Raw genomic sequence first — 16483 nt, forward strand, 5'->3', positions numbered from 1 at the left:
GTCGTTCGTGGTTGGGTTGCCTTATGCTTCCGCGTAAATATCGATGATCTCCCCGTCAGCAACTGTAACAATTGCTTTCTTCCAGGTGGACGTCCGGCCCGCCGTAACGGCACCTTTCTTCGTGCTCTTCGACTTCATGTGTCCGAAGCAACGCATCGTATTGACTTCCTTCACCGTAACGCCATACAATTTCTCGACAGCCTTTTTGATCTCGATTTTATTGGCATTCATTGACACCTCAAACCCGTATTGTCCCTTCTTATTCTGGGCCGTCACTTTTTCGGTAATGATCGGTCTTTTCAGTACGTTTTCCATAATCAATTACTGGAGAAGAGATTCTAATTTCGACAAAGCCCCTTCAGCAATCAGCAGACGGTCGGCATGCATCAAATCATAGGTATTGAGACTATCGGTCGTCACCACTTTCGCTTTTTTCAGGTTGCGGCTGGAAAGAACTACGTTGGTATCTACCTCCGGCAGAATCAACAATGTTTTCGTGTTCAATGCCTCAAAACCGTTCAGAAACTCAATGTATGACTTCGTACGTGGTCCTTCCAGGGTGAAATTTTCCAGAATGGAGACACTGTTTCCCTGCGCTTTGGCAGCAAGAGCCGATTTACGGGCCAGTTGCTTCACCTTCTTGTTCAATTTGAACGAGTAATCGCGGGGACGAGGACCGAAGATGGTTCCACCGCCAACAAATACCGGCGATTTGATTGAACCGGCACGAGCACCACCCGTACCTTTTTGCTTCTTGATTTTACGGGTCGAGTGAGCATTCTCGGCACGTTCTTTAACCTTGTGCGTTCCCTGACGTTGGTTGGCCAGGTATTGTTTCACGTCTAAGTAGATCGCGTGCTCGCTCGGCTCAATTCCGAAGATATCGTCAGACAAGGTAATTTTCTTGCCCGTATCCTCTCCTTTCGAGTTATAAATTGCTACCTCCATGATTTACTTATCTAAAATGAGGAACGAATTTTTTGCGCCCGGTACCGAGCCGCTCACAACGATCAGATTTTGCTCTGACAGTACTTTCAAAACACGAAGGTTCTGAACTTTCACCCGGTTGCCACCCATGCGACCGGCCATCCGGATGCCTTTGAAAACCCGTGAAGGGAATGAACAGGCACCGATAGAACCCGGGTGACGAGCGCGGTTGTGCTGACCGTGGGTTTGTCCACCAACACCACCGAAACCGTGACGTTTCACAACGCCCTGGAAACCGCGACCTTTAACCGTTCCGACGACATCAATGAAGTCGCCTTCGACAAAAACATCCGCAGCTTGTAAGGTTTCACCCAGACTCAGCTCTCTTTCGAATGTTTTAAACTCAACTAACTTGCGTTTCGGCGTCGTACCGGCCTTTTTAAAGTGCCCCAGCAATGGCTTGGTTGTACGTTTTTCTTTTTTCTCGCCGTACCCTAACTGAACAGCTTGATAGCCGTCCGTATCCTGCGTTTTTACGTGTGTAACGACACAGGGACCAGCCTCAATAACTGTACATGCCAGAGCCTGCCCGTCAGCATTGTACAGACTGGTCATCCCAATCTTCTTTCCAATTAAACCAGACATAAATAAGTGGTTGTAAAGCAGGAATTTATAGTTATGAACCCGAAAAATCGGAGTGCAAAGGTAGGAATTAGTAACTTTTATTCCAAACCGTATTTTATTTATTCCAACCAATTCAAAATCAGACAAAAACAAAAAAGGCCAGGCGTGTTCCACCTGACCTTTTCGCTCGGTTGACACAAATGCATGTGTTACCGTACTAAATTAGTCAGATGCGGTTTCCGGAAAGGACCTTCACCCGAGGTATGTCTTTGCCCTTAATTCTAAATTCGGCTTGCAAAGGTACGCTATTTTCTGGCTTCAAAAAACTTTTTCAGCAAAAGTTAATGAAGATTTTAGCGTTATACCTTGATTTCAACATCCACCCCGCTCGGTAGCTCCAGTTTCATCAACGCATCGACCGTTTTGGCGCTAGTTGAATAGATATCCACCAAACGCTTATACGTGCAAAGCTGGAACTGCTCCCGGGATTTTTTATTGACGTGCGGAGACCGCAGAACCGTAAAGATTTCTTTCTCCGTCGGCAGAGGAATTGGGCCGCTGACAATCGCACCCGTTGATTTTACCGCCTTAACAATTTTTTCAGCCGACTTATCGACCAGCATGTGGTCGAAGGACTTCAGTTTAATCCGAATTTTTTGATTCATGACAAGTTGTGGTTCTGGTTATAGTGAGCCGGTAAGTAACCGACGGAAATCCGCTGCCGAAAGAACCATTTACTCCAGCAGGGAAGGTGTATTGAAAGAATGAATGGTTATTTTCACTGCAAACAACCATTCATTCTTCATTTAGAATTAAGCTCTAACGGTTCCTTTTGCTTTCGCAACGATGCCTTCCGCTAAGTTGGTTGGCACTTGTTCGTAGTGCGAGAAGGTCAGGTTAGCCGTGGCGCGACCGGATGACATCGTACGCAAGTCGGTTACATATCCGAACAGTTCCGACAGGGGAACGTCAGCTTTGATCACCTGCGAACCTGCCCGTGAATCCATCCCCTTCATGATACCGCGACGGCGGTTCAGGTCACCCGTGATCGGACCGGTATATTCTTCCGGCGTCAGTACTTCAACGGCCATGATCGGCTCAAGAAGTCGCGGACCCGCGTTTTTAGCCGCTTCCCGGAAACCAAGACGAGCCGCCAATTCGAACGACAGTGAATCGGAGTCAACATCGTGGAAAGAACCGTGGAACAACCGTACTTTCATCGAATCCAACGGATAACCCGCCAACGGACCCGTCGACATGGCTTCGCGGAACCCTTTTTCAACCGACGGGATAAATTCGCGTGGAATAACCCCACCCACGATACCATTTATAAATTCCAGACCGGTTTTGCCTTCTTCGCCCGGCATGATTTCGAACACGATGTCGGCAAATTTACCACGACCACCCGTTTGCTTTTTGTAAAGCTCGCGGTGTTCGAAGCTCTTGGTCAATGTTTCTTTGTAAGCTACCTGCGGAGCGCCCTGGTTGACTTCCACTTTGAACTCACGACGCATCCGGTCGATAATAATTTCAAGGTGCAACTCACCCATACCCCGGATGATCGTCTGACCGGTTTCTTCGTCGGTTTCGACTTTCAGGGTCGGATCTTCTTCGATCAGTTTACCGATGGCTTTCGAGAAGTTATCCTGATCAGCCGTTTTCTTCGGTTCGATGGCGTATCCAATAACCGGATCCGGGAAAACCATGGATTCCAGAACAATCGGGTGTTTCTCATCACAAAGCGTATCGCCCGTTTTGATGTCTTTAAACCCGACAACCGCACCAATATCACCCGCCCGCAGTTTATCGATCTGATTTTGCTTGTTGGCGTGCATCTGGAAAATCCGCGAAATCCGCTCCTTGTTGCCCGAACGCGTGTTCAGAACGTAAGAACCGGAATCCAGGATGCCGGAATAAACCCGCACAAAACACAGACGACCAACATAGGGGTCCGTAGCAATTTTAAAACCTAAAGCCGTAAACGGATCGGTTTCCGTCGGATGACGAACCACTTCCTGATCCGTATTCGGGTTGGTACCTTTAATTTCCGGTTTATCGAGCGGAGAAGGCAGCAACGACATCACGTAGTCGAGCATCGTCTGAACACCTTTGTTCTTGAACGATGAACCACACAACATCGGAACGATTTTCATCTCGATGGTGGCCTGACGCAAGGCGGTCAGAATTTCGTCTTCCGTGATGGATTCCGGATCTTCGAAATATTTCTCCATCAGCGACTCGTCGTAATCAGCGACGGCTTCGAGGAGTTTTTCACGCCATTCTTTGGCTTCTTCCAGCATATCGTCCGGAATCGGAACTTCCTGGAAGGTCATGCCTTTATCGTGCTCGTTCCACTGGATACCGCGGAAGTTTACCAGATCGACCACCCCTTTGAAGTTATCTTCGGCGCCGATCGGCAATTGCAGCGGCACGGCATTGCTACCGAGCATGTCCTTCACCTGCTGGCAGACGTTCAGGAAGTCGGCACCGGCGCGGTCCATTTTATTGACGAACCCCAGACGGGCTACGTTGTAGTTGTTGGCAAGCCGCCAGTTGGTTTCCGACTGAGGCTCAACACCATCGACGGCACTGAACAAAAACACCAGACCGTCCAGAACCCGCAGGGAGCGGTTTACCTCCACCGTAAAGTCAACGTGACCCGGGGTGTCGATGATGTTCACATGGTAGTTTTGGTCGCGGTATTTCCAGTTGACGGTGGTTGCCGCCGACGTAATGGTGATCCCTCGTTCCTGTTCCTGCTCCATCCAGTCCATGGTAGCGGCCCCTTCGTGTACTTCGCCGATTTTGTGGCTGACCCCGGAGTAATAAAGAATCCGCTCGGTGGTAGTCGTTTTACCGGCGTCGATGTGGGCAGCGATACCAATGTTTCGCAGGTATCGAAGATCAGTTGCCATAATGAAGTATAATTACAGAAGTTAATTTACAATTGCAGGGATCCGAAAAAGCAACTCAATGGTAGTAAAAAGGCACTTTTCGCGAATCAGAGCGCAAAGATAGGGAATTTGGCGTGGAAAAACAAAACTATTGCAAAGACTATTCTAAAAGTTAATAGACAGGAAATGAAGCCCTACCGGTTTTAAAAGCCCCGGCTTACGACGCCGTTGCATCGGGCTGCGGGGATTCGCTTTCGTAGGCCTTCAGGCCCGCTTGCAAGCGCTGCCGGATGGCTACCCGAAGTCGTTCGGGTGCCACTACGATCATGCCGTCGCCAAATCCCAGAATCTCTTTCTCCAGTTCATAATTGTGTTGCACCCGGAGCTGAATGACAATGCCTTCAGCCGTTCGTTCAACTACCTGCTGGGAATGGTGAAGCGGTTTGGTCTCCACGTAGGGGGCATGCAGACGGGTAACGAACAACTTTACCAACATAGCGCGCAGATTCTCGCTGACCGTCACGCCAATTACATCGCGGTAATACAAATCCGCGTCAACGTGCCGGTTTGGAATGTAATCGGCATCCGGTGCGGGGGTGATCGCCAGCATGCGGTCCAGCGCCAGATGCAGAATACCCTGTTTTTGGTTCTCTTTCTGAACCCCGGCCGCAAACCAGCGGTTTTTAAACTCCTTCAGCCACCAGACATGAAAGGTGAAGACCTGCGGAAGCCGCGCCGAAAAAGATTGATACTGGATTTGAAGCGCCCGTTTCTGAATTACCGCCTGATACAGTTCTTCCAGGAAATGGAGTCCTTTCAAGCCTTCGTTTTTCTCGAAATCAATCACCGGGGCCGACCTCCGGACGGTCGAATACACGTGATCTTCGAGTTTCTGAACGACTTCGTTGAGGGACGCAAAGTGCGAAAACCCTTTGAATTGTTTCAGCACCTCAACGGCTTCGTTCATTCGAAGCAAGTCGCCATCCGACAGCGGAATATTCGTGATGCTATAAGTAGGATCTTCGTAGGTATAATACTTTTTCTCCAGAACGACGATCGGCGCAAAATAACCGAGTTTGTCGCTCCGCATCAGTTGCAAATCGGCCTGAATGGTACGTCGGCTGATTCCCTTGTCAATTCCCTCATACTCATAAAGCGCTTCCGATACCGTCTCGATCAGGTCGTCGAGCGTCCATTTGCGTTGCCGGTTTCGCAGACAGGCATCCAGCGTTTTATAACGAATTAGGGCATTCCGGTTGACAGGCATGGAGCAATCTGAATTTTTTGAGAAAAATCGACAAATATTCTGAACTACGCAAAAACACTGCGCAGGTACCCGGAATCTTTGTAGCGGATTAGAAACGTCAATGGCCAAACCAGATGCGGGTTTCTGAATAGCCCCATAGTATCGCAGCCTCTGGCTGATTCCGATATGCTGTTGGCCAGGAATGTTTTCTATCCCCAAAATGCAGGTTCGACTCCTGCTTCAACTTGACACGTTGATCCGGTGGATGGAGAAGACGGCGACTTCTAAAAAGGCCCCTTGCTGTATAAAACCGGCAGGAGCTACCCCGTTGCACGTTCGAATGAACGGGTAACAGTTTGGCCAGCGCCAGCAGATCCTTACCGCACTTGTCGGGCGTGCGTTGTTTTTGAAGAAAGCGTTGAGTTGCTTGGAGTGCTCCTGGTAATTTCATTGAGTGCCAGGACAATTCTGCTGCCAACCTGCTTTTTCCGAACCTTCGTATCAGGACAACTGCCAACGGATTTCCGCTCTGCCTAAACGGGTAGCTCCGAACGGTCTATAAAATTGACACTCTTTTTTTAGTTCATAAAATGATGAAAACCGTACGCGTTCTGTCCCGCCAAATCGGGCTGGTGTTTAAACATGGCGAATTTAAAAGATTGCTTTCGGCCGGAAACCACTGGATCTGGCCGGGTGAAAGCGTCTCGGTTTACGACCAGGGCTCCCTCTTGCAGAACCCGCCCTGCGACCTGACGGCATTGCTGTCGTATCCGGCGATTGCCGATCGGCTCGACGTGATTGAGGTCAAAGATAACGAGATTGCCCTGCAATTCGAGAGTGACCGCTTCCAGACCATTCTGCAAAAAGGTCGCTGGGCGTATTGGAAGGGTATAAAACAGTATTCCTACATCAAGGCCGATCTGAGCCAGCTTGAGATCCCGGCTGCTATCAACCTGCTTTCGCTGATGCCCCAACCGCTGTCGGCTTTTGTGCGAACCCATACGGTTGAAGCCTACGAACAAGGGGTCCTGTTCATCGACTGGAAGTTTGACCGGATTCTAACGCCCGGCACTTATTACTGGTGGAAAAATACCATTCCTGTCCACGTTACCAAGGTCGACACGCGCCAGCAACAGGTTGAAATCGCGGGACAGGAAATCCTGACGAAAGACAAAGCGTCGCTGCGGCTGAGCTTCTTCGTCCAATATATCGTTCAGGATGTGATAAAAGCGCTGGTTGAAAACAAGGACTACGAGAAGCAGTTGTACGTTTCGGTCCAGTTAGCGTTGCGCGAATACATTGGCGGTTTGACGCTCGATGAGTTATTGGACAGGAAAGGCGAGGTAGCCCCGTACATCCTCCTGGCAACGGCGGCAACGGCAGCCCAGTTGGGCGTCGAACTCCGGGGTGGTGGCGTGCGTGACATCATTTTGCCGGGCGATATGCGCGACATCATGAACCAGGTGTTGATGGCCGAAAAGAAAGCACAGGCCAACAGCATCATGCGCCGGGAAGAAACCGCATCGACCCGCAGTTTGCTGAATACCGCCAAACTTATGGAGGACAACGAGATGCTCTGGAAACTGAAAGAGATGGAGTACGTCGAAAAAATTGCGGACAAGATTGGTTCGATTTCGGTCTCCAACAGCGGCTCGATGGTCGATCAGTTGAAGGAAATTCTCGTCCGTCGGCCAGATCGGCAAATTTTGTAAAACTCCTGGGCCTTCCCGAACGTGTTGATCTTTCGGGAGGGTCGGGTAAACCGTAAAATCATGGAAACATCGGTTCAAATTGAAGATATTCTTACGCTGGGGCCCATCCCGGAATCGTTGCAAACGCCTTTTCTGCGTGTGGCCAACGGGTTGATGCAACGCGCCAGTTTTCCGAAAGAAAAAGTGATGGGTTTGCTGGCGCAGATGCTTCATAATCCGAAAAAATTCGCTTTTTCCAAAAATAAAGTCACCAACCTGGCTCAGGCCGTTTACGCACTGAACAAGCAGGGAATTGCGGTTCCACTGAGTGAAATTGGCCTGACGTATTTGCCACCCGAACCGGCTCCGTATGTGCTGGGCGTCAGTGAAAAACAGGCAGATCGCACCGTTGACCTGCGTACCGATTCCCTGCCGTATGCGGTTTTTGGTCGTGAGCAGATCGAGGAGGGTGCTCTGAAACAGATGGAAACAGCGGCCAGCCTGCCGATTTCTGTAGCCGGGGCGCTTATGCCCGATGCTCATCAGGGCTACGGTCTGCCAATCGGGGGCGTTCTGGCGACGGAAGCCAATACGGTTATTCCGTTTGCCGTCGGGGTCGATATTGCCTGCCGCATGTGTCTGTCGGTGTTCGATCTGCCCCCGGCTTTTTTGAAACGTCAGCCGGATTTGCTGAAGAAAGCATTAGTGGAGAAAACCAAATTTGGAATGGGGGGCGAAACCCGCGAAAAGTTCGACGAGAGCGTCATGGACTTGCCGGAATGGAGCGCAACGAAGGTCATTCGTGACCTGAAAGATAAGGCGTATCGGCAACTGGGAAGCTCCGGTACCGGAAACCACTTCGTGGAATGGGGAATTGTGGACGTGCCTGAACAGGACGACCAGTTGGGCCTGCCGCCGGGCGAATACCTGGCGTTGTTGTCGCACTCCGGTTCGCGCGGTTTTGGTGGTACGGTCGCCAATTACTATTCCAAACTGGCGATGCAGAAAACCCGCTTGCCTAAACAGGCAGCTCATCTGGCTTGGCTGGATCTGAACACGGAGGAAGGCCAGGAATACTGGATTGCCATGAATCTGGCCGGTGACTATGCCTCCGCCAATCACCACGAAATTCACCGTAAACTGGCGAAAGCACTGGGTGAAAAGCCGCTGACGATGGTTGAAAACCACCACAATTTCGCGTGGAAGGAGCAGTTGGCCGACGGTCGTGACGTCATTGTGCACCGCAAGGGCGCTACGCCTGCCGGTGCTGGTGTGCTGGGCATTATTCCGGGGTCGATGACGCAACCCGGTTTTGTGGTTCGCGGACGGGGCCACGCGGATTCGCTGAACTCGGCCTCACATGGAGCGGGCCGGTTGATGTCACGGACGCAGGCCTTCAATACCCTGACGCGCTCCCAATGGAACACGGCTTTAAGAGAAGCGGATATTCAACTGATCGGCGGGGACCTGGACGAAGCCCCAATGGTGTACAAAAACATCGAAACCGTTCTCGACGCCCAGCGCGATCTGGTGTCGGTTCTGGCAAAGTTTACGCCAAAAATCGTCCGGATGGCCGACGCCAACCGCAAGGAAGGGCGGGAAGATTAAGCGAAAATGGTCATTAAAATGGATAGCCAACGGCCACATTCAGGATCAAATTGTCCCGGCGCCAAGCCCGGTTGCCGGGATCGATTTGATCAAAAACCCACTGCTGGCCTTCGGGTAGCCACGGTTTGCGGAGGGGAAACGCCAAATCAAACCGGACGACAAAATAGGATACGTCGATCCGCAGGCCAACACCGGTACCCACGGCCAGTTGCTTGTAGAAGTCGGATTTAAACTGCGTTCCGGCCCCGTACAAGGTGTTGTCGGAATACATCCAGACATTGCCGACGTCCAGAAATAAAGCCCCCTGCAGGTATTTATTGAATTTAGGGCGCAGTTCCGTGTTAAATTCCAGCTTGATATCCCCCCCGCCGTCCTGAAGCTGCACGGTACCATCGAGGTTTCGGGTAAAGATACCCGGCCCAACGGCCCGGGGCCGGAAGGCCCGCAAACTGTTAGCCCCGCCCACAAAGTATTGTTTGACAAAGGGTAACTGATCGGAATTGCCGTAGGGAATACCAAAGCCGCCGAAAAACCGGTTGGCCCAGGTCATGCCCGGCGATAACTTGAAGAAATGCCGACTATCCAAATCCATTCGAATAAACTGCGAATACGGCACACCAAAAATCACTTCTTCTCCCAATTCATTTTTTTTGTTAACCAGCAGAGATGCCAGATTCCCGGCGGGTTCAACATTTATGCTCAACCGGTGGGTATACGCCGACGTTGTGCGGGGCGATGAGCCGGTATTATACGTATATAATGTACTTAGAATAAGCTGTTCGGAACGAAGGATATTGATGTATTGCTGCCGTGTACTGGGGTCGTCTTCCAGCGCGTAGAATTTTTCCGTAAAACCGGAGGGCAAGACGTAGTTAATGCTGATAGGCTGAAAGATGTGCTCCGTCTGCGGACTGCTCCGCCAGGAGTACCCATAGGTCGTCAGAAAGGAATTGAGGTGATACAGTTCGCCCCGAACAATCAAATCGTAGCCCAGGGAAATAATCGTTTGTGGCAATGCCTGCCCGCGCTGGTAGTATTTAATGGGAATGGGAGACACCAGCCGCGGAAACGTCAGACTGTTCTGAATGCCATACCGGTAATTGGCCACGCCCTGCCCGCGGGAACCGACCTGAAACTCAATTCCGGCATTAGCGCTGATGGTAAACAGCTCCGAGCGGCCAAATACATTCCGGTTTCGCCAGTTCAGCGAGAGCTGCGACCCCACGAGGTTGTTGGAGCGACTGGTACCGGCCACTTCAAGCCGGGCCGATTTTTTAGGATAGGGCGTCAGGTAATAATGAACATCCAGTACCGCAGAGTCGCCCTGTTGATCCGGCTCAAACCGGTTCCGGACAAATTTAAACGACCCCACGTTGATGAACCGCGACAACGTCTGGTCCTGCGCCCGGCTGTTGTAGCGTCGCCCGGGCCGTAAAGCAATAATATCCCGGAAGAGTTTGGGATTATAAATACCGGCCGGATCCACGATATTGAGTTTGCCAAACTGAACGGCCTGGCTCAATGACGTGTCCCGGTTCGTCGTATTGGAGGAAAGGCTGTAATTTGGATAGACATAGATATCCCGAACCGAATAGGGCAGCAAGGCGGCTGGGGGCGTTTCGGGCTTCACAGCCAGATAAAGACGGGTCCGGTGATTGCCCTGGACGCTGTCGGCCAATACCGCGAGGTAATCCGGTTGAAAGTAGAAAAAGCCCTGGCGTTGCAAGGCATCGGCGATGCGTTCCCGTTCGATTTTTATTAGATCAAACCGGTACGGATTGTCTTTTTGCAGCAACGATCGCTTTCGAATTTCGATCATCGGCTTTCGCAACGTAGTTGAATCCATCAGAAAAGCCACCGAATCGATGTAATAACGCGGTTGGACCTGCACCTGATAAACGCCGGTGGCCTTGTAGCCGTCTTCTTTTAAACTACCCGAAACCGTTGACCGGAAATACCCTTCGTTTTCCAGAAAAGACATCCAGATCGCGGAGTTGGACGACAAGGCTTTAGCGCTGGCAAAAACCGGGGCTTCACCGAGTTTCCGCCGGAACCAGGCCCGAAATCCCTTCTCCTTTTTAGGCTCGCCTACCCAGTAGTATAAGCCCACCCGAAACGGATAGCCGAACAAGGTCTTGTTGGGCTTTGGACGCGCCATTTCAGCCAATGCCGTTTCAATCTGGCCTTTTTCGGTTTTGGAAACGGTTGAATCGACCTGAGCGTTAATGTCCGTGCCGACGTACAGTTTCTCGCCGGTCGGAATGTGTCGGGCAATGTGGCACCCCGTCAGAAGGAGGAAAAAAGATATGTAGAGTAGACCCTTTTTCATTGATTCACTTTTTCCTCCGGTTTACGAAATATCTCATTCAACTGATTGTAGTCGACGGTAATCACAAAGCCAATGCCCGTTTCGATTACGTATCCTTCCAATACCGCCTGATAATCACTCTTGCGATAGCCGCGCATCATGTACCGACCGTCGCGGGTAATATTGTAGTTTAACGACAGGTTATCAAATACCTCGTTTGGATTGCGGGTAATCGTATTCTGATTGCTTTCGAGCACAAAGTTTCGCCCGACCGAAACCGTCAGTCGCCCTTGCAAGAAGCTGCGGGAAACGCCCACGTTCAGGTCAGTTCGGGACCCCACCGTGTTATTGGCCTGTGCCGACTGGGTCGATGAAAGCAGGTTAAAATCGACATCGAATCCTTTCAGCAGGCTGGACGCAAAGCGCTCCAACTGATCGGAAAGGATTTTACTGACGCTGCTGCGGGCAATTTCTTCGGTATTGATTCCGCCCCCGGACGAGCTGGAGGAGGTTTCAGCAATGAAGCTGCCCAATACCATCAATCCAAAGACCTGCTTGTTCAACTGCGAAGGATCGTTGCGTAACTGCGTCAGCTTGGAATTCACGGCATCGATTACCGTGCGGGAAGCCAGAAAATCTTCCTCCGGCATCACAATATCGAAGCTGATGTCGGGAGCCGCCAGACGGCCCTTCATCTTCAGCAAAACATTGAACGGTATTTTTTGTTTGGAAGCCGTCCGGAGTTGCTCGCTGGTTTCGTTAGCAATCAGATTGGAGGGCACCGCCGTGGTCTGGTAAATCGCGGTGATGTCGAGCTGGGCCCGTAACGGATCGCCGGTCCAGGTGATGAAACTGCCTTTCTGAATGGAAAATGTACGTTTCAGGACCTGATAGGTCAGCGAATATTCTCCTTCGGTTACATCATACCGGCCCAGCAGCGAAATGGCCCCGCTCTGGGTCATGCCGACGTTCAAACGGGCATTCCCCTTGATGCGCAGATTATCGCCGTTGAGTTCGTCGACGATGACGGTAATTTCTGATTTTTCGGTGGCCTCCAGACTTAAGTCAATCTGAGCATTGCTCAGTTCCCGAAAAGCAATTCGGGGTAAAGCCGTATCTGGCCTGGCTACGGTCAGGTACTTCCGCAAGGCCAGTGTATCGTTGTGATCGATAAACGTAACGATCTCGCGGGCTTCGTTGGCCGACGCCGTCTGATCGGGCAAAACCATCGTCACCTTGCTGTCGTCTTCCAGCTTGACCGAACCACCGATGGTGGGGCTGGTGCCGCTGCCGCGAACGGTAAGGTTGGCACTGATGGCCGCTTTTCCGTACGCCAGATCATTGTCTTTCCGGGTTGCGTTCAGCACCTGAAAATTGGTGGCATTGATGCGCAGGTTATACGCCACGTCGGGCAGTTTCCGCAGTGTTATCGTTCCGTTGGTGGTCAGGCTGCGGTTTAAGGCATCCCGGATGCTAAAATCCTGGAACGTAATAGTTTTCTCGTTGAACCGGATGGTTTCGTCGTCAATCCGGTATGTGGCATTCAGATACGCCACATTGAACGCCAGCGAATCGAACAACATCGATCCATTCATCCGGGGCTGATCCATTGAACCGGACACATCGACCTGCCCGCGCAACCGGCCCGAAGTCTGCCGCAATTGCCCGAAACTGAACGCTTCGATCGTCTGGGCGCTCAATTCATCCAGATTGATTTTGAAATCCAGCGCATTCGCCGGGTCCGACGCCTTGTAAAATCCCGATACCCGCGCCCTGTTGCCAGCACCCGTCAGCGCAATTTCCGTCGAAATCCGTTGATCCGTCGTGTTTTCGAAACGGGCCGTCAGATTTCCCAGCGGCTTGGCCATTACTTTCAAACTATCGACGGTCAGATTACCGGTAAACGAAAGATTGGTCATCACATTCCGCAGCACAACATCGCCATTCAGCAATCCGCCCGCCATCGTGGTGTCCTGATTGGCCAGTTTGGCCATGTTTGTCAGATCAATGTTCTCCAGCTTCACCTCCAGGGGTGCATTCGGTTGCGGAGCAATGCTGTTGACCAGAATTTTCTGCGATCCGGTTTGGAGTAAAAACTTGTTGGCTAAAATGCCTTCTTTACTGTATTGAATGTACCCCGTTGTGTCGCCCGTCCAGCGCTGGTAATTGGTCATCATGCCGTCCGGGTTGAAACGAAACTGATAGGCCCGGTCGGCTACCCCCAGATTTCCGGATAAAGCATACCAGGCGCGGCCCGTTGAATCTTCCGAAATAATGTCGAAATGCAGGCGGTTTTTGATGGCTTCGGCGTTGAATCGGGTCACGTTCAGATCGACCTGGGCCGTATGAACGGCGTTGATCTGACTCTGCACCGTCAAACGACCCGCGACGGCCTGAAGTCCCATCGTTACTGCCTGAAACCGCATGGTATCATACTCGATCGTGCCGGTTTTGAGCGACGCCAGAAAAGTCGTATCCCGCGTGTTATCGATGTAGGCCCTCAGCGTGACCGGGTCCATTCGGGTGAGCGCGGGCAGAAAAGCCGTCAGCAGCGGGTGCTGGTTGACCGCCATCGTAATATTGAAACTGTACGGCGGATTCACCGGATTGTACGTCAGATCAGGCAAGGCGATGTATTTACTGAATTCACCGGCAACAATGTCATACAGGCGCGTGTATTCAAACTGGCCGTCGAGGTTCACTTTGGCAAACGGCAATCGGGCCTCCACAATTTTGCGAACACCTTCCGTGGCGGCTTTGACGTAGAACGAATCCAACGGATAGGTTTTTCCATTCAGTCGGACAACGGTTTCGCGGGCCGTCAGCATTCCCACCGGATTGACCGGATCGGTAGACGTAAAATCGAAGCGCATCTGCCCTTCCACGCTGAGCGGATCTTTATAGAACTTCAGCGCGGTTACATCCAGTTTATCAATTGTCATTCCACCTTTTATACTGGGGTAGGTGGTCAGCAAACCCACCTGCGAATTCAGCGCCAGTTTGGCGTTCGGATCGTCGAGCGTGCTTTTTACATCCAGCGTGCCCCGGTCCAGTTCGCCTTCGGCGGCAAAATTCTGGTAAGTATAGCCGTTCAACTCTGCCTGCCGGACGTTGAGCCGGAAAGCGGTTTGCATGGTTTTGAGATCGATTCCGTGGCCATCGACGGTAGCATCGGCCGTAATACTCCCGATCATTCCCTGCTGATTCAGCCAGCGTCCGGCTTCAAAATTCGCCAGGGCCAGCGTTCCTTTATAAGCCTGGCCTTTGCCGGCCACAAAACCCCGGACGTTGCCATCGAAATCGACATTTCCCCAGTCGGTTTGCAGCGCAGACTTGATATTCAGGTTGTCGAGTTCACCCTGAAACCGGCCCGTCAGCCGGAGTTTGGGTGGAATGTTGAACGAATCCGGCAAGGTTCCTTTGGGCACCAGTTGCCGAATGTCGCGAAGTTGCGTCGAACCTTCAGTCAGGTTAATGTCCATTGCCATCCGGTTCATGTCGGTCACATTGCGCAATCGACCGCTGGCCCGCAGCCGCGTTCCCGACAGCATATCCAGTTCAAACGTCGGAATGCTCAGATTGGCCAGGGTCCCGCGCATCAGCGTATTGACGCGAATAACCGCCTGTTGGTTTCCGGAAAACGGGGGTGTATCGGCCAGAAAAGGAGCCAGTTGCAAAATGTCAGCCACTGCCAGCCGGCTTTGTTTCAGATTGACCCGCACCCCCACGCGCCCGGCTTCGCGCGGACGGCTTAGTTGACCGATGGAATCGTACCGCAGAATCAGCTGATCGCGGATGAGCGTCTGGGGTGTCTGCACATATAACCGGTTGACGGACGTGAGCGTGTCACTATAAACGACGTCGGCATCGAGCCGCTGGAGCGCAAAACCGCTTTGATCGCGGAAACGACCTCCGCGAAACTTCCCGGAAATCAGTTGTGGGGTATAGTGGAGTGCCTGAGCGGTTAGCGACAAATCGCGCAGATCGAGGTGGCCGTAATCCAGGCCGGTTTTCTGTTTAGGCTGGTTTTGGTCATCAAACCGGATGCGGTTTTTGGCCAGCGCCACCCGCCCGATGGTGGCTTGCCAGCCGCCCGAACCGTCGGCAGTGGCGGCCGTTGTTGAGGTGGGCGAACTTGCTTTTTTAGTCGCTTTGGTCAGGATAGCGGTTATGTCCGAATTTTCGAGTTCGAGGGATTTGATCCTGATGCGTTGCCCCTCCAGGTACAAATAATCAGCGTTCATCGCCAGTCGCCCGGCCGTCCCTTTGGTTTGGAAATCAGCCTCTTCCACGTTAACATCCCAGCGCGTGCGGGTCAATTTCCAGGTACCTAATTTCAAATCGAGCGTATCGCCTGGCGATGCGGTAGTCGGCGTTTCGGGCGTATCGATGCCTTTATACAGCCGGGTGGTGGCCACCAGTCCGTCGACGTTGACATCGCGAAGGTGGTATAGGGATTTGGCCACGTTGGTTTCATCGAACGTAGCGCGCAGGCTGTCGAGGTACGCGCCGACATCGGCTCCAACCACATCGTCCTTGTAGCGAATCCGAACGTTTTTCAGCGAAATTCCGGTCAGGCTGATGTCCAGCGGAGTGGCTGTCGTATCGACGGGTTCGGCGGGTCCACCCGTATCGAAAGCATCGATAATGTATTGAAAATTGAAGGCGGTATCCGGCAGGGTCCGGTTCAGGTTCACCCGGATGTTTTCGAGTTCGATCTGGTTGAGGGCAACCCGGTTTTTTAACAGCCCCATCATATCGAGATCAACCCGGAGCTTCTGGCCCGCCAGCAGCGTATCGCCTTTGGGAGTAATAAACAGCACATCTTCCAGGCCGACATAATCCGGAATATCATACGTAATCCGGCCGATCCGAAAGGGGCTTTTCAGCTTTCCGGCGAGGTAACTGTTCACCTGGCGGGTCACAAATTCCTGCCCCCAGGAGGTCGTAGCGACAACTCCCAAAAAGCCAATTACCAGAAAAATCAGGGCCAGTATGGCAAGAAAAAAAACCGTCAGAAATTTTTTCACGTTCCTTTTATCAGTCACCGGGTAGCCAATCGCCTACATTCCGTCTTAATCTCTCTTTAATACGCACTTTAGACGATGAATGTTGGATAGCGGGTCATCTTTCCATTAAAAAAACCGTCCGGCCTTGCATCCGGTCCCCTTTCCGTTACCCACTA

General features: G+C 51.8%; 10 protein-coding genes. 2 read left to right on the forward strand and 8 right to left on the reverse strand.

What is annotated here, in order from left to right; genetic code table 11:
• Positions 1-21: 21 nt before the first annotated feature.
• The 6 genes from rplW to EHT87_RS26580 form a co-directional block, all read right to left on the reverse strand.
• A complete protein-coding gene (gene rplW / locus EHT87_RS26555) occupies positions 22-315 on the reverse strand; it encodes a 50S ribosomal protein L23 (protein WP_114406388.1) in 294 nt (97 codons plus the stop codon).
• A gap of 6 nt (positions 316-321) precedes the next feature.
• Positions 322-948: a 50S ribosomal protein L4 gene (rplD, locus tag EHT87_RS26560; RefSeq protein WP_124909826.1), complete on the reverse strand. Its 627-nt coding sequence runs from the start codon at positions 946-948 to the stop codon at positions 322-324.
• Between the two features lie 3 nt (positions 949-951).
• Entirely contained in the window at positions 952-1572 is a 621-nt protein-coding gene (gene rplC, locus EHT87_RS26565) for a 50S ribosomal protein L3 (protein WP_124910197.1), read from the reverse strand.
• Between the two features lie 338 nt (positions 1573-1910).
• Positions 1911-2216, reverse strand: coding sequence for a 30S ribosomal protein S10 (gene rpsJ / locus EHT87_RS26570; RefSeq protein WP_114406391.1), 306 nt, complete (start codon positions 2214-2216; stop codon positions 1911-1913).
• 147 nt (positions 2217-2363) lie between these two features.
• Positions 2364-4466, reverse strand: coding sequence for an elongation factor G (fusA, locus tag EHT87_RS26575; protein WP_124909827.1), 2103 nt, complete (start codon positions 4464-4466; stop codon positions 2364-2366).
• 196 nt (positions 4467-4662) lie between these two features.
• Complete coding sequence (locus EHT87_RS26580; protein ID WP_124909828.1) at positions 4663-5712, reverse strand: helix-turn-helix transcriptional regulator; 1050 nt, start codon at positions 5710-5712, stop codon at positions 4663-4665.
• 569 nt (positions 5713-6281) lie between these two features.
• On the opposite strand from EHT87_RS26580, the gene EHT87_RS26585 reads away from it, so the two are divergent.
• Complete coding sequence (locus EHT87_RS26585) at positions 6282-7403, forward strand: slipin family protein (protein WP_229321378.1); 1122 nt, start codon at positions 6282-6284, stop codon at positions 7401-7403.
• A 60-nt stretch (positions 7404-7463) separates the two neighbouring features.
• A complete protein-coding gene (locus EHT87_RS26590) occupies positions 7464-8990 on the forward strand; it encodes an RtcB family protein (protein WP_124909829.1) in 1527 nt (508 codons plus the stop codon).
• A gap of 13 nt (positions 8991-9003) precedes the next feature.
• Here EHT87_RS26590 and tamL read toward each other — a convergent pair whose 3' ends face one another.
• Together tamL and EHT87_RS26600 are read right to left on the reverse strand one after the other, a co-directional pair.
• Positions 9004-11319 (reverse strand): translocation and assembly module lipoprotein TamL, encoded by a 2316-nt coding sequence (gene tamL, locus EHT87_RS26595; RefSeq protein ID WP_124909830.1) that lies wholly within the window; start codon positions 11317-11319, stop codon positions 9004-9006.
• Positions 11316-16328, reverse strand: a complete 5013-nt coding sequence (locus tag EHT87_RS26600) for a translocation/assembly module TamB domain-containing protein (RefSeq protein ID WP_229321380.1) — start codon at positions 16326-16328, stop codon at positions 11316-11318. Before EHT87_RS26600 ends, tamL begins: the two co-directional genes overlap by 4 nt.
• Between the last annotated feature and the right edge of the window lie 155 nt (positions 16329-16483).

The sequence above is a fragment of the Larkinella knui genome (genome assembly GCF_003858645.1).
Taxonomy (GTDB): domain Bacteria; phylum Bacteroidota; class Bacteroidia; order Cytophagales; family Spirosomataceae; genus Larkinella; species Larkinella knui.

What these genes read in the sequence shown, in the direction of transcription:
- rplW (WP_114406388.1), bottom strand. Translation starts at nt 315, where the DNA reads ATGGAAAACGTACTGAAAAGACCGATCATTACCGAAAAAGTGACGGCC.
- rplD (WP_124909826.1), bottom strand. Translation starts at nt 948, where the DNA reads ATGGAGGTAGCAATTTATAACTCGAAAGGAGAGGATACGGGCAAGAAA.
- rplC (WP_124910197.1), bottom strand. Translation starts at nt 1,572, where the DNA reads ATGTCTGGTTTAATTGGAAAGAAGATTGGGATGACCAGTCTGTACAAT.
- rpsJ (WP_114406391.1), bottom strand. Translation starts at nt 2,216, where the DNA reads ATGAATCAAAAAATTCGGATTAAACTGAAGTCCTTCGACCACATGCTG.
- fusA (WP_124909827.1), bottom strand. Translation starts at nt 4,466, where the DNA reads ATGGCAACTGATCTTCGATACCTGCGAAACATTGGTATCGCTGCCCAC.
- EHT87_RS26580 (WP_124909828.1), bottom strand. Translation starts at nt 5,712, where the DNA reads ATGCCTGTCAACCGGAATGCCCTAATTCGTTATAAAACGCTGGATGCC.
- EHT87_RS26585 (WP_229321378.1), top strand. Translation starts at nt 6,282, where the DNA reads ATGATGAAAACCGTACGCGTTCTGTCCCGCCAAATCGGGCTGGTGTTT.
- EHT87_RS26590 (WP_124909829.1), top strand. Translation starts at nt 7,464, where the DNA reads ATGGAAACATCGGTTCAAATTGAAGATATTCTTACGCTGGGGCCCATC.
- tamL (WP_124909830.1), bottom strand. Translation starts at nt 11,319, where the DNA reads ATGAAAAAGGGTCTACTCTACATATCTTTTTTCCTCCTTCTGACGGGG.